General features: G+C 52.4%; 24 protein-coding genes and 1 tRNA gene. 17 read left to right on the top strand and 8 right to left on the bottom strand.

Translation table 11 applies throughout. The features are described from left to right. Window positions 1-50 precede the first annotated feature (50 nt). Window positions 51-1,109, bottom strand: coding sequence for a nucleoid-associated protein YejK (yejK, locus tag CWE12_RS00575; RefSeq protein WP_126787643.1), 1,059 nt, complete (start codon window positions 1,107-1,109; stop codon window positions 51-53). Between the two features lie 72 nt (window positions 1,110-1,181). Here yejK and CWE12_RS00570 point away from each other — a divergent pair, with 72 nt between their 5' ends. From CWE12_RS00570 to CWE12_RS00560, 3 genes are all read left to right on the top strand, one after another. Next, window positions 1,182-1,406 (top strand): YejL family protein, encoded by a 225-nt coding sequence (locus tag CWE12_RS00570; protein ID WP_126787642.1) that lies wholly within the window; start codon window positions 1,182-1,184, stop codon window positions 1,404-1,406. Window positions 1,407-1,418: 12 nt separating this feature from the next. Continuing rightward, on the top strand, window positions 1,419-3,065 hold the full coding sequence (locus CWE12_RS00565) for a DUF3413 domain-containing protein (protein WP_126787641.1): 1,647 nt from the start codon (window positions 1,419-1,421) through the stop codon (window positions 3,063-3,065). 99 nt (window positions 3,066-3,164) lie between these two features. Beyond that, a tRNA-Pro gene (locus tag CWE12_RS00560) sits at window positions 3,165-3,241 on the top strand. Window positions 3,242-3,322: 81 nt separating this feature from the next. On the opposite strand, the gene CWE12_RS00555 is transcribed toward CWE12_RS00560, so the two are convergent. Together CWE12_RS00555 and CWE12_RS00550 are read right to left on the bottom strand one after the other, a co-directional pair. Beyond that, window positions 3,323-5,224: a pyrroloquinoline quinone-dependent dehydrogenase gene (locus tag CWE12_RS00555; RefSeq protein WP_126787640.1), complete on the bottom strand. Its 1,902-nt coding sequence runs from the start codon at window positions 5,222-5,224 to the stop codon at window positions 3,323-3,325. Next, window positions 5,221-5,571 carry a hypothetical protein gene (locus CWE12_RS00550; protein ID WP_126787639.1) on the bottom strand — a complete coding sequence of 117 codons (351 nt, stop codon included), beginning with the start codon at window positions 5,569-5,571 and terminating at the stop codon, window positions 5,221-5,223. The genes CWE12_RS00555 and CWE12_RS00550 overlap by 4 nt, the downstream gene beginning before the upstream one ends. Window positions 5,572-5,721: 150 nt before the next feature. On the opposite strand from CWE12_RS00550, the gene CWE12_RS00545 reads away from it, so the two are divergent. From CWE12_RS00545 to CWE12_RS00535, 3 genes are all read left to right on the top strand, one after another. Then, complete coding sequence (locus tag CWE12_RS00545; RefSeq protein ID WP_126787638.1) at window positions 5,722-7,245, top strand: hypothetical protein; 1,524 nt, start codon at window positions 5,722-5,724, stop codon at window positions 7,243-7,245. A 93-nt stretch (window positions 7,246-7,338) separates the two neighbouring features. Continuing rightward, on the top strand, window positions 7,339-8,031 hold the full coding sequence (locus CWE12_RS00540) for a YoaK family protein (RefSeq protein ID WP_126787637.1): 693 nt from the start codon (window positions 7,339-7,341) through the stop codon (window positions 8,029-8,031). A 77-nt stretch (window positions 8,032-8,108) separates the two neighbouring features. Beyond that, window positions 8,109-8,534, top strand: a complete 426-nt coding sequence (locus tag CWE12_RS00535) for a hypothetical protein (protein ID WP_126787636.1) — start codon at window positions 8,109-8,111, stop codon at window positions 8,532-8,534. Here CWE12_RS00535 and CWE12_RS00530 read toward each other — a convergent pair. Next, window positions 8,531-9,613 carry an AI-2E family transporter gene (locus tag CWE12_RS00530; RefSeq protein ID WP_126787635.1) on the bottom strand — a complete coding sequence of 361 codons (1,083 nt, stop codon included), beginning with the start codon at window positions 9,611-9,613 and terminating at the stop codon, window positions 8,531-8,533. The two genes, CWE12_RS00535 and CWE12_RS00530, sit on opposite strands and share 4 nt — an antisense overlap. Window positions 9,614-9,769: 156 nt before the next feature. On the opposite strand from CWE12_RS00530, the gene CWE12_RS13580 reads away from it, so the two are divergent. From CWE12_RS13580 to CWE12_RS00515, 4 genes are all read left to right on the top strand, one after another. Next, on the top strand, window positions 9,770-9,922 hold the full coding sequence (locus tag CWE12_RS13580; RefSeq protein ID WP_157981899.1) for a hypothetical protein: 153 nt from the start codon (window positions 9,770-9,772) through the stop codon (window positions 9,920-9,922). Between the two features lie 14 nt (window positions 9,923-9,936). Then, window positions 9,937-11,250, top strand: a complete 1,314-nt coding sequence (locus CWE12_RS00525) for a beta-barrel assembly-enhancing protease (protein ID WP_126787634.1) — start codon at window positions 9,937-9,939, stop codon at window positions 11,248-11,250. A 67-nt stretch (window positions 11,251-11,317) separates the two neighbouring features. After that, window positions 11,318-11,668 carry an arsenate reductase (glutaredoxin) gene (gene arsC, locus CWE12_RS00520; RefSeq protein WP_126787633.1) on the top strand — a complete coding sequence of 117 codons (351 nt, stop codon included), beginning with the start codon at window positions 11,318-11,320 and terminating at the stop codon, window positions 11,666-11,668. Beyond that, a complete protein-coding gene (locus tag CWE12_RS00515) occupies window positions 11,669-12,082 on the top strand; it encodes a DUF2069 domain-containing protein (RefSeq protein WP_126787632.1) in 414 nt (137 codons plus the stop codon). Here the strand turns inward: CWE12_RS00515 and hda are convergent. Together hda and CWE12_RS00505 are read right to left on the bottom strand one after the other, a co-directional pair. Further along, a complete protein-coding gene (gene hda, locus CWE12_RS00510; RefSeq protein ID WP_126787631.1) occupies window positions 12,074-12,793 on the bottom strand; it encodes a DnaA regulatory inactivator Hda in 720 nt (239 codons plus the stop codon). The genes CWE12_RS00515 and hda overlap by 9 nt on opposite strands. Further along, window positions 12,781-13,893, bottom strand: coding sequence for a DUF2066 domain-containing protein (locus tag CWE12_RS00505; RefSeq protein WP_157981898.1), 1,113 nt, complete (start codon window positions 13,891-13,893; stop codon window positions 12,781-12,783). Before CWE12_RS00505 ends, hda begins: the two co-directional genes overlap by 13 nt. Before the next feature lie 164 nt (window positions 13,894-14,057). On the opposite strand from CWE12_RS00505, the gene CWE12_RS00500 reads away from it, so the two are divergent. Continuing rightward, complete coding sequence (locus tag CWE12_RS00500; RefSeq protein ID WP_126787629.1) at window positions 14,058-15,380, top strand: MFS transporter; 1,323 nt, start codon at window positions 14,058-14,060, stop codon at window positions 15,378-15,380. Between the two features lie 19 nt (window positions 15,381-15,399). On the opposite strand, the gene pgm is transcribed toward CWE12_RS00500, so the two are convergent. Next, window positions 15,400-17,040, bottom strand: a complete 1,641-nt coding sequence (gene pgm / locus CWE12_RS00495; protein ID WP_126787628.1) for a phosphoglucomutase (alpha-D-glucose-1,6-bisphosphate-dependent) — start codon at window positions 17,038-17,040, stop codon at window positions 15,400-15,402. After that, on the bottom strand, window positions 17,041-17,556 hold the full coding sequence (gene seqA, locus CWE12_RS00490) for a replication initiation negative regulator SeqA (protein ID WP_126787627.1): 516 nt from the start codon (window positions 17,554-17,556) through the stop codon (window positions 17,041-17,043). Between the two features lie 143 nt (window positions 17,557-17,699). Here seqA and CWE12_RS00485 point away from each other — a divergent pair, with 143 nt between their 5' ends. From CWE12_RS00485 to CWE12_RS00460, 6 genes are all read left to right on the top strand, one after another. Next, window positions 17,700-18,464, top strand: coding sequence for an alpha/beta fold hydrolase (locus CWE12_RS00485; protein WP_126787626.1), 765 nt, complete (start codon window positions 17,700-17,702; stop codon window positions 18,462-18,464). Between the two features lie 38 nt (window positions 18,465-18,502). Then, complete coding sequence (locus CWE12_RS00480) at window positions 18,503-18,721, top strand: DUF2788 domain-containing protein (RefSeq protein WP_126787625.1); 219 nt, start codon at window positions 18,503-18,505, stop codon at window positions 18,719-18,721. A gap of 3 nt (window positions 18,722-18,724) precedes the next feature. After that, a complete protein-coding gene (ybfE, locus tag CWE12_RS00475; RefSeq protein WP_126787624.1) occupies window positions 18,725-19,012 on the top strand; it encodes a LexA regulated protein in 288 nt (95 codons plus the stop codon). A gap of 26 nt (window positions 19,013-19,038) precedes the next feature. After that, the gene (fldA, locus tag CWE12_RS00470) at window positions 19,039-19,566 is read left to right on the top strand and encodes a flavodoxin FldA (RefSeq protein ID WP_126787623.1); all 528 of its coding nucleotides are present in this window, start codon (window positions 19,039-19,041) and stop codon (window positions 19,564-19,566) included. A gap of 119 nt (window positions 19,567-19,685) precedes the next feature. Next, complete coding sequence (gene fur / locus CWE12_RS00465; RefSeq protein WP_126787622.1) at window positions 19,686-20,147, top strand: ferric iron uptake transcriptional regulator; 462 nt, start codon at window positions 19,686-19,688, stop codon at window positions 20,145-20,147. Window positions 20,148-20,149: 2 nt separating this feature from the next. Next, window positions 20,150-21,181: a saccharopine dehydrogenase family protein gene (locus CWE12_RS00460; protein WP_126787621.1), complete on the top strand. Its 1,032-nt coding sequence runs from the start codon at window positions 20,150-20,152 to the stop codon at window positions 21,179-21,181. Window positions 21,182-21,244 lie beyond the last annotated feature (63 nt).

The raw sequence follows: 21,244 nt of genomic DNA, 5'->3' as shown, positions 1-21,244 counted from the left end.
AATGACAAAGCCAATGCCAGCCTCCGTGCTGGCATTGTTTTATCTGACGGTTAACTATCCTGACCATAAAAACGACGCAATTGATCGCGCAGGTTAGGTGGCGTACCGACTATGGTTAAGGTGTCTGTTTTTGGATCATACTGCACCCGCTCACCGAGCATGTCCTGCTCGAACGCGACACTCATACCGCCACCCTGGCCCTGAAACTTCATCAGCTTACGCAAACTGCTGCGGTCTGCCGGGAACTCGTCTGCCATGCTGACCCCTTGCTGCTCGGAATAGGCTTTCAGCGAACCGGCCCCTTTTTCAGCTAAACGGGTGTCGATATCACTCAACCGGATCTGTTCGCCCTGGCTCCATTGCTCACCACAGTAGTCATACACGTCTTTGCGGATTTCAGACGCCACCTCCGGCGACAAGTCGTCCTGACGAACCAGTTCCTGGACACTTTGCACCAGTTGGTCAGTCTCTTTCTTGGCATTAACCCGCTCAGCACAACCAAGAAAATCGAGAAAAAACTCAGCCACTTTGCGCCCCGCCCGGCCTTTGATAAACGATATATAGTGGCTGTCGCTGATCCCAGTCTGGTAATCACTCAGATTAACCCGCGCTGCCAGCTGAACTTTACTGATATCTAACTGCGACGACCGGTCGACCGATAAGTCAGCGGAGACCGTCACGCCGTCTTTAACCGGCAAAAACGCCACCAGCAGAAAACTGTCGCCGGTTTGCTGATACTCAGCCAGCAATAAAAAACCAGACTCTAAAAACTGATAATGCTCGAGCTCATTGCGTAACAGGCGCGCAACTTGCTGCGAGAAGTCAACAAAGGCGATACCGTTTTGCAGGCGGCTGTCGAGCAACTTCGGAAATTCCGGTAACGGGACAGACTCACCGCCTTCAGCTTCCTGAAAACGCGGATCATCGGGCGACACAAAGCTGGCATAGCCTTTCGCGGGCTTGGCGTTATAAACCTTATTAAGCTCTTCTAATAATACTTCCACTTCTTCTTTTAGTAGCAACGGCTCCGGTGCCAGGCGCAAGCCAATGTTCCCATCCGGGTCCTGAAAGACATGGTGTACGACACTATTTTCTAAGCTTAAATTCATAATCCGGGTCTGTCCTGAAAAATTGGTTGTGTTATCATTCGACTATTCTAACATGAGCGAAGCCAGCCTTTTATGCCGATTGTTTCAAAATATTCTGCAGAGCAACAAGAACAGCTATTAGATGATGTGATGGCAGTTTTTGAAGACCAACAGATACCTGTCGACTTATGCCTGATGACACTGGGTAACGCTGTGAGCAATGTTATTTCCCGCGGAGTCCCTGCCGCCAGGCAAGAAGCAATGGCCGAACAGTTTTCACGCGTCCTGCTACAATCAGTGCACGCACACAAAGCATAAGCTGACGTCACTATGGGCAAATACCAAAAACGAGACCGCATTGCACGACTAATCAGCTGGGGCCATTGGTTTACGTTTACCAATATTCTGCTGTGTCTCTTTATTGGTATTTTGTATGTGGAAACCATCGGTGGAACCGGGTCTGCCCTCGGCAATCTCTATCTGGTCGTCAACTGGCTCGGGCATTTTGCCTTCCTGCCGTTTGTCTTTTTTATCCTGCTGCTGTTCCCGTTCTGCATGGTACTGCCCTACTCGCGTATTTTACGCGGGCTAGGTGCGCTTATCGCCTCCTTTGGTTTGTTTATTTTACTCTTTGATGCGCTCTTTTTTCGTCAGTACGGTTTTCATTTAAATACCTATTCGCTGGCCCAAATGGCCGGCGACGCAGAAGATATTTTTGCCGGCGCCAGCTTCGTTGGCCTGGTCGGTGTAATATTTACCTTCCTGCTCATTCTTTCGATGCAAGTAACCCTGGCCAACCTGACCTGGAAGCGTCTTGACCGGCTGCGCGGCCATCGTATCGGCCAACAAATCAGCGCCGCTTTTGTGGCCTGTTTTCTGGCAAGCCACATGATTCATATCTGGGCCGACGCCAATCTGTATACGCCCATTACCCAGCAGGACGATCTGCTTCCCCTGTCCTATCCATCCACCGCCAAAACATTAATGGCCCGGCATGGCTGGATTTCTGCAGAAACCTATCAAAGCCAGCGCGATCAGCTAACCGAGGCAGACCGCCTTGAACTGCAATACCCGCTAAGCAACCTGTTGTGTTCTAAAGCCCCATTAACCCGGCCCACCCTGATTGTCGCTTTTGACAGCCTCAACCAGGAGCAACAGCGTGTTATTGAAAGCCGTGTCAATAACCTGCAACCCCTGGCCGAGACTGCTATCGGCCATACCAGTGTGCAAAGCAGCGCCTTTGAAATGGTGTATAGCCTGCCAGATATCTACCAACACCATATTGAGCGCGATCAGATACAGCCGGCCTATCAGTCGACCATGCAAGACTATGGTCACGATGTGAACTTTTACCACACGCTGAACTGGTCTCTCGATAACGCACCAGGAAGTGTCCGTTCGCAACTGGTGATGTGGCCTAATCAGCATAGTGCCAGTCAGCCGATGAGTATTGTCTTTGCGGCTAACCAGGATCTCGCGGCGATGATCACCGCAATCATAGCGGCTGAACGAGCCAATCATAGAATCATTGTGACGGCACTGACCCCCGCAGCAGGACAGGAATCCCCCTCATGGAATCTACGCACCCGCAATCTGCCAACTATCTGGCAACAGTTTGCGGTGCCCCTTTGGGGCGCCAATATTAATAGTCGCGGTGATGCTATCAGTAACCAGTTTGCGCAAATAAGCGACGTCATGCCGACCGCCCTCAGTGGCTTCATGTCCTGTGCTGAGGACTTCGACACCTTTGCAGTTGGACGTGACCTTAGCAAGGGCAGTGAAAGCCTGCCCCGGGTCCATAGTGTGAACTCGCGGTTCTACATTTTTGAAGATGAACAGACCACAATTCTGGAGCGTAATGGTGACCTGAGTGTCTATAACCATGAAGGTGAGCTGCGCCCCGGCGCAACCCCACCAACGCCGGTATTGATTGACAGTCTGCAGGAGCTCCAGCGCTTCGGCCGGGCGCGACGCTAGCACAGCCTGCTAAAATGGTGACAATCTGAGCAGTTAGCCTAACCTGAGTGCTATAGCGCTTGTCTTTTTACTCGATTTCAGTAAGATACATCGCACGGTCGGCGTGTGGCGCAGCTTGGTAGCGCACTGTCATGGGGTGTCAGGGGTCGGAGGTTCAAATCCTCTCACGCCGACCAATTACCAACCCTCCAATTACTCCCTTTAGCAATCAATCAGTTACTATCCTCAAACGCTTTATTTTTAGCATTTTCTGAATTCTATGGTAACGCATACACCGCTATCTGATCGCCCACCTGATCTTTGATGATGGTGTTACCCCCAGCGATAAACGCCACATACTGCTTACCGTCATGCTCATAGACCGCAGGGTTAGCCACTACCGGGGCCTGGACCAGATCGGACCAAAGCTCTTCGCCGCTTTCTAACGAGTAGGCGCGTACCTTAGCATCCATCGACGCACCAATAAAAATCAAGCCACCAGCGGTTACTGCAGGTCCACCAATGGTGGGAGAGCCCATTCGTTCCGGCATGTAAAATCCGAATCGCTGTGACACCCCTATCGGACGGCGCCAGTTGACCTCGCCTGTATGCATGTCAATTGATACTAACTCGCCATAAGGCGGTTCCCAGCACGGCATACCGAGCCAGTTAACCGCATTGTGCAAGGACATCCCAAATGGAGCGCCTTCCTGCGGGTAAAAGCCTACTTCGTTACCGGAATCACCAGCAATCTGTTCATACTCGTCCCGTGCCCAGAGCTTGAGGTACTGAGTAATATGCGAGGTGTTGACGATAGCGGTCTGGCTTACCGGATCAAAGGCAACCCCGCCCCACTGCACGCCGCCCGCGCTGGCCGGGTAAGCAAGAACGCCCTCGCCTTCAGTGGTTGGAGGCGAATACATGCCGTCGTAACTAAGACTGTCAAACAGACGTGAACATTCACCAAACCCAAGCACATCCGCGGCCCACCAAATCTCTGGTTTACTGGCCTGGTCGAGCAGGGGTTCGGGCTTGGTCGGGAATGGCTGGGTCTCTGCGTAAACTTCACCCTCAACATTTCCGGCTGGAACTGGTCGCTCTTCGATTGGCCAAACGTCCTCTCCGGTCTCGCGATTGACCACGAACAGGAAGCCCATCTTGGTCGCTTGCATCAGTGCCGGAATGCTTTCGCCATCGACCGTGATATCCATCAGCGTCGGTGCGGACGTGGGATCGTAATCCCAGAGATCGTGGTGAACCCACTGACGCGACCAAACAACCTCGCCGGTTTCAATATCCACTGCCGTTGTCGAGGTAGCCAACGGAATCTCCTCCGTGCGGTTTCCACCCCAGAAATTAGGAGACGGTGACGATACGGGCAGATAAACAAGTCCAAGCTCCTCATCCACCGACATAGCGGTCCAGACGTTCGCGGTACCGGTGCGCTGGCGTATCTCCTCGGGAATAAAGTTCAGTGTCCATTGCAACTCACCCGTGCGGGCATTGAGAGAGAACACCGTCCCCGGAGGTGCCTCGGCCGAAGCCCAGTCCTTGCCGGCCCAGCCCAGAATGAGGTGGTCACCGGTAACCGTCGGCGGCTGCAGTAACGACAGCGGCCAGCGGTCATTGGTGTCGTTCCACTGATTGACATCCAACACGCCATTATTGGCGAAATCGTCACAGAGACTGCCGGTGTCCGCATCGACTGCGAACAGGCGGGCATCCATCGTTCCCAGATACACTATCTTTTGACAGGCTTCGCCACTCACCGGGTCGTCGGCCTCCCAATAGGCAACCCCGCGATTTTTCAGTGCGGGCTGGGTCAATGCCTCTAATACGGAGTGACTGTTAAACGTCCATTTTTCGTCGCCAGTGGCGGGGTCAAGCGCTATGATGCGATAAAAAGGCGTGCCTATATACAAAGTGTCGTTCGCGTAAACAGGCGTCGCAGACCACACCGTTGCTGGCAAATCGCCGCTCCCATCAGATACATCGCCGGTATGATACTCCCAGGCCAGTTCCAGTTGATCCACATTTGAGAGGTTGATTTGCGTCAGCGGTGAGTACTTCTGCGCGTTCAACTGACCGTGAAAAGTATCCCAGACGGCTTCCTGCGCCTGGCTGGAAACAGACATGCAGAGCGCCATCGGAAAAAGGAAGTGCGTGGTTATTCTGTTCATTTGCGGGCTTCCTTTAACGGTACTACATCAATGATCACGCCAACAAGGGCAACCACCATGACGGCCACCAACCAGAATTCATGCAAAAACCAGGCGGCCGCAATAGTGCCCAATGCCCCCAGTAAAACGACGACCCGCACCGTGATAGCCAGCGTTCCCCTGCCCACTTTAAGCAGGATGATGCCGCAGAGTGTTAGGACCAGGGAGGAGACAACGACTAGTAGTGCACCCGCTGTTCCGGTGACGCCAGTCATAGGCACAAGGTAATAGTATAGCGAGATTCCGACTCCGAGCAGCGATGCGAGAATCAGCAGCATAGCGCCGGTAGATGTGGTGTGAGTTGGCAAGGTGAATCTCCTGTCCTATCTTTACTAGTTATATAGTTTTGAGTAGGTCCAGCGTCAAGGTGACGCCTGATCATGGCACCTGAAGGCCAGTGCCCGCGAACAGATGCAGGAATGCCCGTTTGCTAAAAGCATGAATCAGAGGAGAGGGCTATGGCACAGAACGCATCTTTCAGCTCACGGCATTCAGCTGCATGCCGGCACTGCCCGCAGTCGCTGTTGTTCGGGATGATAGGCGCACTAGCCGCCAGTACTGTTGTCGCTCAGGAAGACGCTGATAAACCGCTTACGTTCAGAGACAAGTTTGTACAGCAGGTGGTTCAAGACGCCGAGCTTACCGGGGAACTCGGGATTTTCGACTTCCGCAGGTTCCATGATACCAATCGACCCTATCCCAATGTCGACGATCCCGAAAACGATTTCAACACCCGTTCCAATGCGTTTGGCGGCAGCTTAAGTACCCGCACAGGGATGATCTATGGTGTCTCCGCAGAATTCGGTATTTCCTTCGCCGAGCCGATCGTCCACTACGATAACCCCAACCTGAATCTCGTCGGCCCGGATGAGGGACTGTACGCGATTACTAAAGGCTATGTTCAGTACAACAGGCCGGGATTGCGGCTTCGTGGCGGGCGCCAGCTACTTAATACGCCGTTTGCTAACACTGATCAGTTTACCCTGATACCACGCTCGTTTTCCGGTTTCTCCGCTGCTATCCGACCATTGCAGTGGAATCGTCCTAGCGGTTATATCCGCGACGAAGAGAATGGCTATGAACGAATTATGCCGCCTGATTATACGAACAACCAGTATATGCCGTTTGAATTTGATGCGTCGGTGACTAGCCAACCCACCTGGCAGATCTTTATAGCGCGTATGACCAGCTACCAGAGCCGATTTAACGATGAGTTTACCCATAATAACCGCTATGTCGAGGATACCCCGGGTCTGTTCACTGTCGGTACTACTGTCCGCCGTAACACCGCTGGTGGCGACTATCTTGCACAGATCTGGCACTACACCTTCTTTGATACGGCCCGCCTGCAATATGCCGAACTTGGGTATCAGATGCCAGTGGTGATGGGCGCCGCTGACTGGGGTGGTTTCGAGCCCTACATCCGTGTCCAGTTCGCACAGGCGGAGGAAACCGGACGTGCAGCCCTGGGCGAGGTCGATGCTCAAATCTACGGACTCAAATTCGGCGTGCAATCACGACATAGTAGCGCCGCACTGGTTGCGCACTACTCGCCGTTAAATGAAGGCAGTTTTCGCGATGGTCAGCTTGTGCATCCCTATAGCGATCTCAGTGGTGTGTTCTATACCGATACGATGAACAATGGCGTCGATGGACTTGGCCCGGGCTACGGCATCGGCGGCCGTCTGGATATCAGGTTTTCTGACAACGTGGACATCTCCACACGTTACGTTTACTACCAAGCTAAACGCGGCCAGAGTCATGCGTTCTATAACGTCGATGGCGATCGCGGCTTTGCCGCCGGTATTCCTATCGTTGAGGGCCAGAATAGCTGGGGCTGGGATACCGGTATCACTGTCGATCTTGGCGTATTCTCGGCGCATCTTGAGGGGTTCAGGCTTCAGAACATACTAGGTATTACCGACTTTGACGGATCTAAGCGTTTCTACAATAATCGCTTGCGGCTTTTGTACCAGTTCTGAGTAGCAAACAGCTGACCATTCACTTCAATCCGTTTTCCAGCCAGCATAAACCTGTTATAAAAGAAGCTCCTATCCACAGCAAGGCGGCCGACCATGCCCTGGGAACGCTTAGAAACTGAGCAGGATGTGTTCATGCTTCAGCATAGAGCTCCTGTCTTTATTGGTGCAGCGGTGTTGGCGGCGTTAGCGGGCTATATCAATGTCGTTATGCTGGGCTTCTTCGCTGTGCCGGTCAGTCATATGAGCGGCGCGGTTGCTCACCTCGGCATTGATATCATGAGCGGGAATACGGCCGATCTGCTGCCTATTGGGTCAATACTTATCGGTTTCTGGCTCGGAGCATTCAGCGCCGGGCTCTTGATCAGCCATGTCAGTCTGCGGCTTAGCAAGAGCTATGTATCCGCTTTGGCGCTCGAAGCGCTACTCCTCTGCCTGGCCGCCGTCTTTGCCCTGAACGACATTAGTTATGCGGTCGCCCTTGCTGCGGCCGCCTGTGGTTTGCAAAACGCCATGGCCGGAAGTTTCCGCGGCCTGACCATCCGTACCACCCACGTGACCGGTGTGGTCACCGACCTCGGCGCTTTGCTTGGCAGCCGGCTGCGCGGACGCAAAGTGAAAACCTGGAAATTGCTCTTGCTGCTGATTATTTTGCTGGCGTTTTTCACTGGTGGTATTCTCGGTGCCTTCGCTGTGTATGCTGCCGGGCTGGTGGTTCTGCTCCCGGCTGCAGTGGTAGCCGCTCTTCTCGCGGTAATAGCCGGATTTATTCCAGGCAAAGAAAAATAAAAGGTTTGCCTAATATTTACGCAACTAAATGCGCCCTGCTGGTATCCTATAAGTACCATTTACACAGGAGAAGCGTCATGCAGATTACCCGACTCGTTATTTCACCGTTGTTGCTTGCAGCAACGTACTTCGCCATGCCGTTTACTCTGGCTGCGGAGGAAGATACAACGTATCAGTTTGATGGACGACTGGAAATTGATGGCCACACCGTTGCTCGTCCGCAACAACGTATTCGCACAAACGAAGAGCAATACGTGATCACTCAATCAGAGAGCTATCCCACTATCCGCCTTACCTATAGTATCAGCGAGGCGGGAGGCAACCTGGTCAATGCTCGATTTTTGATCGAACAGGAAGGCGACTCAGGCTGGAAAACGCTGATGCAGCCCTCACTGCAGGCCGTGCTTGGCCAGTCACAAACGATTACCGTCAGCGATAATCGGAGCGATGAGGATGATAGCGCGGATATCAGCTTTACCTTTACTGTCAGTGAGTCGGGTTAGGGTTCAGCCCCTTCCGCTTCTTCCTGCAGACGCCGCTGCTCGGAGAAGGCACTAATTACCGCTTTGACCAGGCTGGCCAGCGGAATGGCAAAGAAAACGCCCCAGAAGCCCCACCAGGCACCAAACACCAGCACCGACGCAATGATATAGATCGGATGCAGACTGACCGCCTCTGAAAACAGCAAGGGGACCAGAACGTTGCCATCCAGAGCCTGAATAATCAGGTAAGCCACGATTAACCACACCAGGGTGGCTGAAACACCGAACTGAAACAGCCCAACCAACGCCACTGGCGCCGTTACCACGGCCGCACCAATGTACGGGATGAGTACTGAAAAGCCGACCAGGGTCGCTAGTAAGGCCGCATAGCGTAAATCAAAGAAGGTAAAAACGATGTAGGTGACGACACCGACGATAATAATTTCAAGCGCTTTACCGCGAATGTAATTTCGGATCTGCAGGTTCATCTCGATACCCACCTGAGAGATCATCCGCCGTTGCTTTGGCAGAATACGGTTAAAATGCCCTACCAGGGTATCCTTATCTTTCAACATGAAAAAGATCAACAGCGGCACAATAACCAGGTAAATCATCAGCGTAAACGCATTCACAATAGAGGTTAACGATTGCGCCAGCACCGTTTCGCCAAAGGTTAGCAGTCGTGTGGTCATGTTTTCGTTAAAAGTTCTGACCTGTTGCGGTTCCACAAACGCGGGAGCATATTCCTGCGCCTGTTCCATCAATTGGTCCCAGGCCTGCGCTATCTTAGGTAACTCTCTGAGCAGATTAAAACTCTGCTCCCATACCACCGGAACCAGAAATATCGTAAACAGCAGCATAAAGAGAATGAAGGTCACGAAGACCAGTACGGAGGCGAAGAAGCGACCAATTCCAATCCGTTGCAACAGAGTAACCGGGCCATCGAGCAGATATGCAAAAACAATAGCAACAAGAAAAGGCGCGAGAATACGACCCCAAAAGATAATAACGCTGAAACCAATTACCAATAAAATCGTCAGAGTCACTGCATTGGGATCAGAAAATCGTGTTTGGAACCAATTGCGTAGGTAATTGAACATAAGGTACCTGTTTCCCTTGCTTATGTTTGTAACTTTGCATAGCTGCATTGCAGTTCGATAGGCATGATACCACTGCACTATCGACAACAGCCAGGTAGCACCGTAGACTTTTAACCTTAGTTAACAGGAATTAAAACGCCAATGGGTGGTAATTGTATGTCATTTTGGGGAATTCGCTGGCTGGCATTGACTGCAGCCTGGCTGCTGACTGCCACGCTCACGCTTAGTAGCGCGCATGCACAGCAACGGCCCGATCTGCCAACCATCGGCACCGCTGCTGGCGGTACTATGTCGATCGCGAACGCCTGATCGGCGACTATTATATGCGCCAAATGCGAGCTCAGGCGCCGATGGTTGAAGACCCGGTGCTTAAAGAGTACTTAAGCGACCTCGGCAACCGTCTGGTGCGCCATTCAGACAATGTCCGCTTCCCGTTTACCTTCTTCTGGATCCGTGACCCCAATATCAACGCGTTTGCTTTTCTAGGCGGCTACATCGGTATTCATACCGGGCTCATTGAACAGGCTGAAGACGAGTCAGAGCTGGCCTCTGTGGTGGCGCATGAAATCGCTCATGTGACGCAACGCCATATTGCGCGTAATATGGAACGGATGTCTGCCGCGGCCCCGGTCAGTATTGCCCAGGTCATCGGTGGGCTGATCCTGGCAATGGCCAATCCTCAGTTAGGCATGGCGGTTATGACCGGAAGCATGGCCGGTATCCAGCAACGACAAATTAACTATACCCGTCAGTTTGAACTTGAGGCGGATCGATTTGGCATGACCACACTGGCGGAAGCGGGTTTTGATGCACAGGGTGCACCTCGTTTTTTTAGTCGCCTGGCGGCACAGTATCGATATTCTACTCAGGTGCCTCAGTATCTGGTAACCCACCCCCTGCCCGAATCACGGATTTCCGATACCAGAGCGCGGGCCGATCAGTTACCTGATCGCCGGGTATCACCGTCGCTTCAATTTGAACTGGCTAAAACCCGGGTTGCCGTGCGCTACGGATCCACCAACGCGCGTGACATGCTGACAACTATGCAAGCCAACGAGCGCCGCGCCGAGCACGACCATGAGCACAAGAAAGATGCCGCTCGCTATGGTCAGGCATTAGCCTTATACGAACTGGAACGCTACGCTGAAGCCGCAGAGATCGTGGCCGCATTACGGGAGAAAGACCCGTTAAACCTTTTCTATATTGATACCACCACCGATATCTGGCTGGGCCAGCAACGCTTCGATGAGGCGATAGAGTTTTTGACAGACGCCTACATTCGCCGCCCCAATAATCAGGTCATCACCCTCAACCTGGCGTACGCCGCAAACCAGGGTGGCAACTATGAGCTGTCGGTTAAGATACTCAACGATTATATTCTGCATAACCGTGAGGACCGGGTAGCCTACGAGCTGCTCTTTGCAGCGCACCAACAATCCGGTGACGCAGTCGCTATGCATGAAGCGCAGGCTGAAGTGCTCATTCTGCGCGGGATCTTCGACATGGCAATTGAGGAACTCCACCATGCCTACAGCAAGTTGCCCGATAACCGTACACTGGCCAGACAACGGGTACAGGGCCGGATTGATCAGGTCCGTCACCTCAATAATGACCGTGAACGGGTGATGAATATGTAAAAATTCGCTATCATGCAGCCTTTCTTAAGCCTGTTACCAGGCGATAGCGGTTCGAGGAACGAAAATCATGAGCGAATACCAGATTGTACATAACCCACGCTGTTCAAAAAGCCGTCAAACCCTGGCGCTGCTGCAGGAGAACGGCATCGAGCCTACTATTATTGAGTATTTAAAAGAGCCACTGACAGCAGCAGAGATCGAGTCCATTGCCAGCAAACTGGCTGAGGGTGTTGAGTCTATGGTGCGCCGCAAGGAGCCGTTGTATAAAGAGCTTGGGTTATCTGAGCAGACCCCTTCGGCAACTGAGTGGGCCCAGCTATTGACAAAACACCCCAAATTGATTGAACGACCCATCGTTATCAATGGTAATGCTGCGCGGATTGGCCGTCCCCCTGAAACTGTGCTGGAGCTGCTGTAGATGCCAACTAACCCTCTTTTTTACCGTCGCCTTACCTTATTCAGCTACCCGTTATTGCTGTTATGGGTCATTCTTTGGCATGCCTGGATAGCCCCTAGTGAAACCCTCTCTGTGTGGCTTAAGTTAGCCATGTGGGGCATTCCACTATTATTTCCGCTGAAAGGTATTCTGCAAGGCAATCCGTACACTCACGCCTGGGCTAACTTTGTCCTGATGCTGTATTTTTTGCACAGCCTGACCACCTTGTACACCCATCCGGATGAACGTCTGTATGCCGGCATTGAACTGCTATTAACCACTCTGGCCTTTATTGGTGCGACCTTCTACGCGCGCTATGCAGGACGTGAGCAAGGCCTGGGACTGAAAAAGAAAGGGCAAGTGAGTAACGCAGGCAAGGCGCCGTCGTCAGATTGACAGGGTTTGTTTGGCGAACGGAACCGTTAAGCGTCGTTGCTGAGCCATCGACGCTTTATCCAGCTGATTGAGAATAGCCATCAACTGATGCATATCGCGGCTCACCCGCTGCACAATAAATTGAGCGACCTCGGGTTCCAGTTGCAGTCCTCGTTGCGCTGCATGGGTTTGCAGCGCACGCATCCGACCTTCATCATCCAGCTTGTGCAACTGAAAACTGGTGGTTGCCTGCAGCCGCGAACGCAGATCAGGCAAAGCACAAGGAAGTGCCAGTGGCGACACCGACGCCGAAATGACCAGGCGGCCTTTGCCTGAATCTGACACACGGTTGTATAACTCAAATAATGCAACACACCATTCGCGTGACTGCGTGACTGCATCAATATCATCAAGACAAATCAGATCATACTCATCCAGCCCCTGTAACAGACTGATGTGCATCGGATCGCTAAAGTCTGCCAGCGGAATATACATCACCTGCAGATGGGTGTGACCAGCTGCCGCACAAACCGCATGCAGCAGATGTGTTTTACCACGTCCACGGCCACCCCAGAAGTAGACCGAGGTTTGGGCCACCGACTCACCGGTTAATGCAGTCAGGGCACTCAGTAGTTCCTGGTTAGGTCCACTTTCAAAGGTTTTAAATAGGGCGTCATCCGGCAACAAGACAGGTAACGCCAGTTGCGTTCCAACTGTTGCTACCGCAGCCATCTATACTCCATGACCGGCGTTGCCGTACCACTCCATGGGTCCACCACTGGCTCCATTCGGTTCTCCAGCTCAAGCGCCTGCAAGGCCCGCCCCACATCGCCCAGCAGACGCAGTTTAAATTCGGCAGTACCCTGATGATAACGGGTTAGGGTAACTCGCTCGACGGCGCCAAGGCGACCAAGCATAGTTTCGGCTTCAAGTACCCGCTCCAAATCCAGCAAATTGGTAACCCGGATGGTGAGGTCTCCTTCCGAGGCCTCACCATAGGTGACCGCGTATTCAGCAGCCACCCGCTCGGTTACCTCATTCATAACGTCCTTACCGAGCGCTTCCAGATCTGCCGCATAACTTTGCCCGTTGCGTCTTGTGTTGCCCACCACCAGGGTCCACTGCCCACGCCACCGCTGGTCATCGACCTGCTGTACTCGCAGCATCACAACGCCATCAGCCGGGTAGCGTTTAGTCGCTTCTAATACAGGCACATCAAATCGTCCCCATACATCACTTGGGCTAACCAGCATGCGATCGGTGAGATCAAGCAGCGGGAAACTAATTGGCATTCCACGCCACTGTGCCTGCTCTCGCAGAGCCTCAATCAGCCTGCTATTGCGTTCACGGCCCAGCAATTGCACACCGCGATCCTCATCAGTGGCGATCCACAACATCACGTTTGGTCGTCTTGCGCTCCAGTACGTCGCATCCGCACGGCGCAATAATTCTTCTATCCGTCGTTCGTCAAACTGGGCGCGCAATAAAAGTTGCCGCCCTTCAGTCGCATAACTGTATTGCACCAGGTAATTAGTATGACGTGCCAGCTCTGAGCGCACCGCGTCTTTTTCCAGCACCGCCTGATGCCCGGACACTTTCACCAACACCTGCTCGAACGCGTTGCGCAGGGCATCCTGACGTTCGTCACGGGACTGTGACTCAACCGCCAGACGACTCTCATATAAATCTGTGATTTCATTGCTCTGAACGGTCCCGCTCAGCAACAACAGGACGGTCAGCGAGCTGACCCGCAGCGGATAGCTGAACAGCGTAACCTGACTGGGTTTAACCCAGCTTTTGGCCCAGTTAAGGCTAACTAAAAGAAAATGCACGTTACCTGCCTGTCTTAAGTGGTGTAAGGGGATAATAAACAGCCAAAGCGATTCCAGCAAGTGACAACCTGTGGATAACCACTGAGCAAACTGGCTTCACTGTCGTAGTCCTGCTAAAGTACCGCTATTACTGAACATTTTGTTGAATTTTTAAGGCTTTAATCATGCTTAGACAACAGTTGCGCGCTGTCAGCTCACTCTTAACGACCATGACGCTGATCGGCCTCTGTGTCGGCATGACCAGTACCCTGCTCAGTTTACGGGCGACCATTGAAGGTTTCTCGACCATGACCACGGGTATTATCATGTCAGCCTACTTCATTGGCTTTCTGTTTGGTACTACCCGCGCGCCCAAGGATATTCGTCGGGTAGGCTACATCCGAGCCTTTGGCGGTCTCGCCGCGCTTGCTTCTGCGGCGGTGCTGCTGCAGTCCGTCTGGGTTGACCCTGTGGTCTGGTTCCTCGCCCGGTTCGTCAGCGGCTTTGCTATTTCGGCGATGTTCGTGATTGCCGAAAGCTGGCTTAACACCATGGCTGACAATCGCAATCGCGGCGCCATGCTATCGGTTTATCTGGTGCTAATTTATGCGGGACTGATTACCGGCCAGCTTATTCTGGGGATTGCCGATCCCGGGACCTTTGTTCCTTTTGTCATTATTGCGCTGTTAATCAATTTATCGCTGATTCCGATTCTGGCCACTATATCATCCGAACCGAATAGCGGCTCAAGCGGTAAAGTGCCAATCCGCTTTCTGCTTAAACAGGCCCCGCTTGGTATTGCTGCGGCGTTTATTATTCAGGCCTGTTATGCCATGTTTTATGGCATTGGTCCGGTGTATGCCACTTACATTGGGCTCAGCGTAGCCCAGGTCACCATTTTTATGGCTGCTTTTATATTTGGCGGCCTGGTGCTGCAAACCCCGATTGGGCTGCTCTCTGACCGCGTTGATCGCCGGTTAGTGCTGGCCGGCGTTGCCGCCGTCGGCACCCTGACCGCGGTGGTATTGTCGCGTCTGGATGGCGATACGCCCTATCTGATATTTACCTTCATGGCGATACTCGGCGGGTGTCTGCTGCCGGTGTATTCACTGGCCATGGCTCATACCAGTGATTATCTGGAAACCGAACAAATGGTCGGCGCCACGGGTTCAATTATTAAAGTTGGTGGCATTGGCGCTATTATCGGTGCACCTTCAGTCGCTGCCCTGATGCAGTTTGGTGCTGTCGAGTTTTTCTTTTTGCTGATGGCCTGCCTGACGGCGATCATCTGTTTGTATGCAGTCTACCGCACCACACGCCGTCCGAAAGCTGCCGACCAGGGTCATACTGTGTTGACCAGCCTGGGGCATTCAACACCGTCTGAAGAATTGCTCAGTTCACTGGTGGAAAGTGAAGCCGAAGAGGAAGATGAGAGCGAAGCACCACATGTTCCTCTCGACGATCTACCGGAAATCACCGTCCCGCAGCAGCGTCAGGATAACCAATAACGCTGCCGCAGGGGGTAGATTAGTCTGCCTTTAACAAAGTGGTCAGTAGCTCAGCGGCTTGTTGGTGAATAAGAGCCAGGTGCTCAGCACTTTTCAGGCTTTCTGCATAGACCTTATAAACCGGTTCGGTACCTGAGGGGCGCACAGCAAACCAGCCATTCTCAGTGACTACTTTCAGGCCACCGAACAGAGCTTTGTTGCCCGGCGCTTTGGTCAGCACCGAGGTCACCCTTTCACCAGCAAATTCAGTCAGCTTAATAGATTTCTGAGGCAACTGCTTAAAGGCGTCCATCATATCGTCATCGGCGCTGGTATCGACACGCTGGTAATACGAGCGACCATATTTACTTTCCAGATCCTGATAGTAATCACTTGCCGATTTACCGCTGCGAGCCTGAATTTCAGCTGCCAGCAGACACATGATGATGCCGTCCTTGTCGGTACTCCAGGCCTGACCATCCATATCCAGGAAGCTGGCGCCGGCACTTTCTTCACCCGCAAAAACCAGATTGCCATGATTGAGCCCTTCGGCAAACCATTTAAAGCCCACTGGTACTTCCATCAGCGGACGCTCAAGCCCGGCGACAACCCGATCAATCACGCCACTGGAGACCAGGGTCTTACCCACCGCTGAGTCCTGTTTCCAATTACGGTTGCGGCACAAATAATCAATCGCGACAGCCAGATAATGATTCGGGTTCATTAAGCCTGCCTGAGTCACAATGCCGTGGCGATCAAAGTCCGGATCGTTGCCCACGGCGACATCAAAATCGCCTTTGCGCGCAACCAGGCCAGCCATCGCATACGGCGACGAACAATCCATGCGGATTTTGCCGTCTTTATCCAGGGTCATAAACGAGAACGACGGGTCCACGTGGTCATTAAACAGGGTAATATCCAGCCCATAATGATCGCGCACAGCACGCCAGTAGTCGGCACCTGAACCGCCAAGCGCATCCACCGCTATGCGTACCCTGGCGTCTTTAATCGCAGCCATATCGACCACGTTGGCCAGGCCCGCCACATAATCAGCAATCCAGTTCTGCTTGAGCAAACGCTTTGAACCTAACGCTTGCTCGTAACTGACCACTTCAACACCCATCAACTCACTGACAATCAGTGCGTTGGCATATTCCTGAATGGTTTTGGTTACCTCACCGTCCGCCGGGCCACCATGGCTCGGGTTGTATTTAAAACCACCATCCTGCGGTGGATTGTGCGACGGCGTGATCACCACCCCATCCGCTAAACCACTGCTACGGCCGCGATTGTACTTAACAATCTGCTGGCTGATAACCGGGGTTGGCGTATACCCAAGATCGTCCTGTACATGCACTTCCAGGCCGTTGCCAATAAATACTTCGAGTGCGGTAGCAAAGGCGGCTTCCGACAACGCATGGGTGTCTTTACCGAGCATCAGCGGCCCATCGATGCCCTGCTCTTTGCGATAGGCAACAATAGCCTGGCTAATGGCAAGAATATGGGTTTCGTTGAAAGACCCCAGCAATGCACTGCCACGGTGGCCTGAGGTGCCAAAACTAACCTGCTGTGCTGGCAGGCGCATATTTGGTTCACGCACATAATACTGGGTCATTAGCTGGGCAAGGTTAACCAGATCACTGGTTTGCGCTGGCTGACCTGCTCGAGGATGAATACTCATTTATAGAAAGTCCCTGATTTTTTCCGCGTCTGCCGGGGTATACCCTAGTCCGGTTGCGACCTGGGTCAACATCGATTTCTTTTTGGTCGTGTTGCTGTTGGTAATCACCCAATACGGCGACTGTGGAATTTGCTTAGGATTGGTGCTGTTACCGCTCTCCAGTAGGGCTTGTTCGCTGGTTGCAAAGTAAATGCGGTCGCGGCCCTTAATGTCCAGAACCACCTGAAACGCATCGCCGTGACAACGATACAGCATCGACAGAATATGCAGGAAGCGTCCTACCACGCTTTTCTCACCGGCGAAATCGGCACTGGTGATGACATCAAAGACAGTGCGCTGGGCCGACGTTCCGGCCGTGGCAACCTTGGCTGCTGCAGGTTTTACTGGGTCTGCAACGGTCGCGGTCTCCTGCAACTGCAACAGGCGACGCAAAATATCTGATGCACTTTCACCGATGTGTTCAGTATTCGCTGCAATGTAGGTGTATATGTCGTCATCGATCTCAATACGCTTCATCTGATTACCCGTCGCTTTCTGTTGTACGCTTGACCATTAATGCGCGCAATTATACCCAAGGCGCTCTTTGATTGCACCGTTGATTAAGCTGGGCGACAATAGTGGCACTTTCTCTACTGAATAGCTGGTAATCGGGAGATTTCATGCAGTTAAATTATGAGCGTAGCGGTTCCGGAGAACCTGTCATCCTCATTCACGGATTATTTGGCGACCTGGATAACCTGAAAAGTATTAGCCGCAGCCTGACTGAGCATTACAGCGTGATAAACCTGGATGTGCGTAACCATGGCCAGTCACCGCATACCTCAGCGATGAGCTACGCTGACATGGCTGAGGACGTTATTGCAATTGCCGATGCCGAAGGCCTGGATCAGTTTCATCTGCTCGGCCACTCAATGGGCGGTAAAATAGCAATGGAAATTGCCCTGCGCTATCCGAGCCGGGTCCGCTCGCTAATAGTCGCAGACATTGCCCCAGTCGCCTATGATGCTCGTCACAGCTCGATTCTGGATGCACTCTGTGCCATCGATGTGGACGCATTGAGCAGTCGCCAGCAAGCGGACAGTGAACTTGCCAAATCGATAGAAAGCAAAGGCGTACGCCAGTTCCTGCTGAAAAACCTGCGTAAAGAAGATGACCGCTGGTACTGGCGCTTTAATCTAAAAGCGCTGCAGGACAACTACCAGACACTCATTGGTGAGCCCACACGCGACGGCCAGTACACCGGGCCGGTACTGTTTATCCGCGGCGAACTGTCGGACTATGTCCAGCAGTCCCATAGTGATGCTATTGGCAGCCGTTTTCCAAATGCCCGTCCGCAAACTATAGCCGGGACAGGTCACTGGCTGCACGCAGAACAACCAGCGAAATTTAATCAGCTGGTGAGTGACTTTCTCGAGCAACACTAATGTGCTAGAATGCGCGCCGATTTGGTTGAGGTAGTACCATGTTTTCTGAAAATTTTGAACAAATTGAAAGCCTCCTGACAAACCTCGCAATAGCTGGGCTTTTTTTACTTATTGGCCTCGCCATTCAGGACGTCCTGAAACGCGGTGATGTTCCAAAATTTGGCCGCTGGGCGGTCTGGCTGGTACTATTTCTGGGCATGGCAGGATTCGTTGCCAAAGGCATCATCCAGTTCATTATCGAATCCAATTTACAATAACCCATGGCCAAAGAAACGACGGATACCGTCACTATCGACCTGTTCCAACACCAGCGTCGCCCCGGTCGTCCCCGGACGAACCCGTTGTCGCGCTCGGAACAAATGAAACAGAATAAACGTCGTCAGCTACAACGTGATAAAGCACGAGGCTTACGACGGATTGAACTGAAAGTTGAGGACTCTGTGTACGATGCACTGAACAAACGTGCAGAGAAAGCCGGGCTTAGCCGCAGTCAGCTAATTGAAAAACTGCTGCAGGACGCTCTCAGCCACACAGAGAAAGATGTTTAACTAATCAACGCAGGTAACTTCGAATTATGGCAACCGTTGGACTTTTCTTCGGAAGTGACACCGGCAACACTGAAGCTGTTGCTCAGATGATTCAAAAAGAGCTGGGTAAGAATCTAATCGACGTCAAAGACATTGCGAAATCAAGCAAAGAAGACATCGCAGAGTACGACCTGCTGCTGTTTGGCATCCCGACCTGGTATTATGGCGAAGCTCAGTGTGACTGGGACGATTTCTTCCCCGAGTTAGAGGAAATCGACTTCAACGACAAGCTGGTAGCTATTTTTGGTTGTGGTGACCAGGAAGATTACGCCGAATATTTCCTCGATGCGATGGGGATGGTTCGTGATATCGTTGAAGCCAAAGGTGGCATCATTGTCGGCCATTGGCCAACAGCCGGCTATAATTTCGAGGCGTCAAAAGGCCTCGCCGACAACGAGCACTTCGTCGGTCTGGGGATTGACGAAGACCGTCAGCCGGAATTAACCAAAGAACGGGTTCAACAATGGTGCAAGCAGTTGCAAGATGAAATGTATCTTGCAGAACTGGCTGACTAAACAAGATCTTAGAAACCCGTATTCAGATAAACAGCCGACCTGAAGGGTCGGCTTTTTTCGTTTCATCCGCCGGTTAATCTAGCTATAATCAATTCACCATGCACGGAACAGAGTAAATTATGCCGAGTACAGATGCAGAGTTAAAAAAAGCAGGCTTAAAGGTCACATCGCCGCGGATCAAGATTCTGGAGATGCTGAAAAACCCTGACCATCAGCATGTCAGTGCAGAAGATGTTTATCGCCTTCTCCTCGAACAGGAACATGAAGTGGGTCTGGCGACTGTGTATCGCGTGCTAAACCAGTTTGACGACGCAGGTATTGTTACCCGTCACCATTTTGAAGGCGGTCGGTCGGTGTTCGAACTTAGCGCCAAACAGCATCATGACCACCTCGTCTGTCTTACCTGTGGCCGGGTTATTGAATTCGAAGACAATGTGATTGAACAGCGCCAGCTTGAAGTGGCGGAAGCGAATAATATTAAGCTAACCAACCACAGCCTGTACCTGTATGGCGAGTGCCAGAAACCAGACACTTGTGAATACAACAACGAAGATGCCAACCCAGGACGCTTCGGAGTTTAGCCATGAAATGGATGATTTACGGCGCCACCGGTTATACCGGAGAATTAATTGTGCACCAGGCCAAACGGCTTGGGTACCGCCCTATCCTGGCGGGTCGCAATAAACAAAAAATTGAAACCCTGGCCACCCACATGGAGATGCCCTGGCGCGCCTTCAACCTGGAATCAGTAGATACCATCGCCAGTCAACTTGAAGACGTCGATCTGGTTATTCACTGTGCCGGACCGTTTGAAGAAACAGCAGAGCCTATGCTCCACGCATGCCTCAAAGCAAAAACTCATTATCTCGATATCACTGGCGAAATCAGCGTCTTTGAACTGGCACACAGCCTGCGCAAAGAAGCCGACGACGCTGGCATTATTATCTGCCCGGGTGTCGGTTTCGATGTCATCCCGACTGACTGTGTGGCGGCTCGCCTGAATGCGCAAATGCCCAATGCCACTCACCTCGCACTTGGCTTTGATTCCAGCTCGCGGATGAGCCGCGGTACAGCGTTGACCAGCATCCGTCGCCTGCACAAGGGCGGCGCTGTTCGCGAAAGCGGTGAAATTAAAAATGTACCTTTAGCCTACAAGACCCGCCGGATCAATTTTGGTGATGGCGAGAAAATGGCGATGACGATTCCCTGGGGGGATGTCGCTACGGCCTACTACAGCACCGGCATTGAAAATGTGGAAGTCTACGTACCCGCCAGCCCTAAACTGATTACGCGGATGAAGCGGATGAACTGGATCCGCTGGGCGTTTGCCTTTAAGGCATTGCGGGCCCGGTTAGAAAAGAAGGTTGCCCAAGGCCCTGCAGGCCCCGATGTGAAAGAGCGTGAACGGGCCTACACCTGGGTTTGGGGTGAAGCACGTAATGCCGCCGGCGATGTCATTACAATCCGACAGAAAGTACTGAATGGGTACACCCTGACCAGTCGCGGCTCGATTGAGCTGGCTGTGTATATTATGCGCAATAAACTAAGTCCCGGCTTTTACACGCCGTCGCGGCTTTATGGCGCCAAACTGATTGACCGTTTCCTGGTTGATTAAGCACTGACATTGAGCCGTTCGCTTAAAAATAAAGGGCGCCTAATCAGGCGCCCTTTTGCTACA

It is taken from the genome of Aliidiomarina sedimenti, from assembly GCF_003986955.1.
Classification (GTDB): domain Bacteria; phylum Pseudomonadota; class Gammaproteobacteria; order Enterobacterales; family Alteromonadaceae; genus Aliidiomarina; species Aliidiomarina sedimenti.
Note: the sequence above shows the minus strand (reverse complement) of the source record. Positions and strands in the feature narration are given on the sequence as shown.

Bases quoted from the DNA above. Each gene is read 5' to 3' on its own strand.
- yejK (WP_126787643.1), bottom strand. From the start codon at position 1,109: ATGAATTTAAGCTTAGAAAATAGTGTCGTACACCATGTCTTTCAGGAC.
- CWE12_RS00570 (WP_126787642.1), top strand. From the start codon at position 1,182: ATGCCGATTGTTTCAAAATATTCTGCAGAGCAACAAGAACAGCTATTA.
- CWE12_RS00565 (WP_126787641.1), top strand. From the start codon at position 1,419: ATGGGCAAATACCAAAAACGAGACCGCATTGCACGACTAATCAGCTGG.
- CWE12_RS00555 (WP_126787640.1), bottom strand. From the start codon at position 5,224: ATGAACAGAATAACCACGCACTTCCTTTTTCCGATGGCGCTCTGCATG.
- CWE12_RS00545 (WP_126787638.1), top strand. From the start codon at position 5,722: ATGGCACAGAACGCATCTTTCAGCTCACGGCATTCAGCTGCATGCCGG.
- CWE12_RS00540 (WP_126787637.1), top strand. From the start codon at position 7,339: ATGCCCTGGGAACGCTTAGAAACTGAGCAGGATGTGTTCATGCTTCAG.
- CWE12_RS00535 (WP_126787636.1), top strand. From the start codon at position 8,109: ATGCAGATTACCCGACTCGTTATTTCACCGTTGTTGCTTGCAGCAACG.
- CWE12_RS00530 (WP_126787635.1), bottom strand. From the start codon at position 9,613: ATGTTCAATTACCTACGCAATTGGTTCCAAACACGATTTTCTGATCCC.
- CWE12_RS13580 (WP_157981899.1), top strand. From the start codon at position 9,770: ATGTCATTTTGGGGAATTCGCTGGCTGGCATTGACTGCAGCCTGGCTG.
- CWE12_RS00525 (WP_126787634.1), top strand. From the start codon at position 9,937: ATGCGCCAAATGCGAGCTCAGGCGCCGATGGTTGAAGACCCGGTGCTT.
- arsC (WP_126787633.1), top strand. From the start codon at position 11,318: ATGAGCGAATACCAGATTGTACATAACCCACGCTGTTCAAAAAGCCGT.
- CWE12_RS00515 (WP_126787632.1), top strand. From the start codon at position 11,669: ATGCCAACTAACCCTCTTTTTTACCGTCGCCTTACCTTATTCAGCTAC.
- hda (WP_126787631.1), bottom strand. From the start codon at position 12,793: ATGGCTGCGGTAGCAACAGTTGGAACGCAACTGGCGTTACCTGTCTTG.
- CWE12_RS00500 (WP_126787629.1), top strand. From the start codon at position 14,058: ATGCTTAGACAACAGTTGCGCGCTGTCAGCTCACTCTTAACGACCATG.
- pgm (WP_126787628.1), bottom strand. From the start codon at position 17,040: ATGAGTATTCATCCTCGAGCAGGTCAGCCAGCGCAAACCAGTGATCTG.
- seqA (WP_126787627.1), bottom strand. From the start codon at position 17,556: ATGAAGCGTATTGAGATCGATGACGACATATACACCTACATTGCAGCG.
- CWE12_RS00485 (WP_126787626.1), top strand. From the start codon at position 17,700: ATGCAGTTAAATTATGAGCGTAGCGGTTCCGGAGAACCTGTCATCCTC.
- CWE12_RS00480 (WP_126787625.1), top strand. From the start codon at position 18,503: ATGTTTTCTGAAAATTTTGAACAAATTGAAAGCCTCCTGACAAACCTC.
- ybfE (WP_126787624.1), top strand. From the start codon at position 18,725: ATGGCCAAAGAAACGACGGATACCGTCACTATCGACCTGTTCCAACAC.
- fldA (WP_126787623.1), top strand. From the start codon at position 19,039: ATGGCAACCGTTGGACTTTTCTTCGGAAGTGACACCGGCAACACTGAA.
- fur (WP_126787622.1), top strand. From the start codon at position 19,686: ATGCCGAGTACAGATGCAGAGTTAAAAAAAGCAGGCTTAAAGGTCACA.
- CWE12_RS00460 (WP_126787621.1), top strand. From the start codon at position 20,150: ATGAAATGGATGATTTACGGCGCCACCGGTTATACCGGAGAATTAATT.